Consider the following 1381-nt stretch of genomic DNA (forward strand, 5'->3'; position numbering starts at 1 on the left):
ATCCGCAGATTATGCATGAATATTGAAAATTCTTTGGTACAAATAAGTAGCAAAAAGTAGATCGTTTTTTGATTTATGAAAGAGATCTAATGAGCATCCTTTAGTATATAAAAATGAAAACATATCTAATAGTTCCCATATAGCATGGGGAGCTGCTATAAAAACAGGTATAGATGGAGCATTGAGTTTTTCTGAGGGATCCATACAAAGAATACATAAAATCCATGGAGAACTGGCATTAAAAATGTCAGAAGAAAAAGCGAAAGGTTCCTCTTTAGCAAATCCAAAAAACTTTAAGGCATTTAGAAAAAGGTATGCTCATTTATATAATGAACTCGATAAGGAATTTGCTAAAAATTTTTTTAAATGGGATCAATCTATTAAAACAAATAATATGAGACGCTTAATCAATCATTCAGCTTTGGCTAGAGGAAATACTTATAAAGGTGGAATGAAAGATTATGTTAAAAACATGAGTGAGTTAGGGAAAGTAAGTAAAACTATAAAAGGGGGAGGATACTTATTTTTAGCATTAGATGTTTATAATGCTATAGAAGCTGTAAATGAAGCGAAATCTGAAGAAAAAGTCAAAAAATCTGTCATTGAAACCTCTAAAATTGCTGGCAGTTTAGGAGGGGCAGCTATCGGAGGATTTATTGTATTAACTATCGCTTCAGGGGGGAGTTCCTTAATTGTATTAGGTGTTGTCGCCGGAGTATCAGCAATAGGTGGAATGTTAGCAAGTGAGGGTGCCGGATGGATATCTGAAAAAATATATGATGCAGTTGAGTCTAGAGGGGAGAATATTAAATAATGGACACTATTTTATATTTAATAAAAACCATGCCATTAATATTTACAAGTGTTGTTTTTTTTGTTTTATTTTTATTCTTCTTTATTCTCCAATATATTTACATAAATATGAATTTAAAAGGAATTTGTAAAACTATATTTGATGATGAAAATACATATAAAAAACCTTTGGAAATTTTTAATTTTTACTTTTTAAGTGTTTTGCCATTAGTTTTTTGGAGGGAGATTTTAAATATAAAAATGGAAATTAAATTTAAGAAACTTTATAGAAAGGGGTTTTATTTTAAAATTGAAAAACGGCAGTTAGTCGAGTTAATGGATAAATATCCGTATCTTTTTTATATACAATATTTAATATTTATTTTCGGACTTTTATGGATTGTTACACAAAGTCTAGCTTATTTATTAAACAATTTTTAAATAAAAGATAAAAAATAAACCCGCTTTGAAGCGGGTTTATTTTGATCTCAGCAGAGATTACATATTCGGATAATTCGGACCACCGCCACCTTCCGGTGTTACCCAGGTGATATTCTGGGATGGATCTTTGATGTCACAGGTCTTGCAG

Annotated in this window: 3 protein-coding genes; 2 read left to right on the forward strand and 1 reads right to left on the reverse strand. The window is 30.3% G+C overall.

Going from position 1 to position 1381, the window contains the following annotated elements:
• Nucleotides 1–244 precede the first annotated feature (244 nt).
• On the forward strand, nt 245–814 hold the full coding sequence (locus NI467_RS14535; RefSeq protein ID WP_253153492.1) for a hypothetical protein: 570 nt from the start codon (nt 245–247) through the stop codon (nt 812–814).
• The gene (locus tag NI467_RS14540; protein ID WP_253153493.1) at nt 814–1233 is read left to right on the forward strand and encodes a hypothetical protein; all 420 of its coding nucleotides are present in this window, start codon (nt 814–816) and stop codon (nt 1231–1233) included. The genes NI467_RS14535 and NI467_RS14540 overlap by 1 nt, the downstream gene beginning before the upstream one ends.
• A 57-nt stretch (nt 1234–1290) precedes the next feature.
• Here the strand turns inward: NI467_RS14540 and NI467_RS14545 are convergent.
• On the reverse strand, nt 1291–1381 hold a 91-nt coding region (locus NI467_RS14545; RefSeq protein ID WP_253152171.1), incomplete at its 5' end, for a 4Fe-4S dicluster domain-containing protein.

The organism is Acinetobacter sp. S4397-1, from assembly GCF_024129285.1.
GTDB classification, from domain to species: domain Bacteria; phylum Pseudomonadota; class Gammaproteobacteria; order Pseudomonadales; family Moraxellaceae; genus Acinetobacter; species Acinetobacter lwoffii_C.

Excerpts from the sequence above, each read along its gene's own strand:
- NI467_RS14535 (WP_253153492.1), top strand. The coding sequence starts at position 245 with ATGTCAGAAGAAAAAGCGAAAGGTTCCTCTTTAGCAAATCCAAAAAAC.
- NI467_RS14540 (WP_253153493.1), top strand. The coding sequence starts at position 814 with ATGGACACTATTTTATATTTAATAAAAACCATGCCATTAATATTTACA.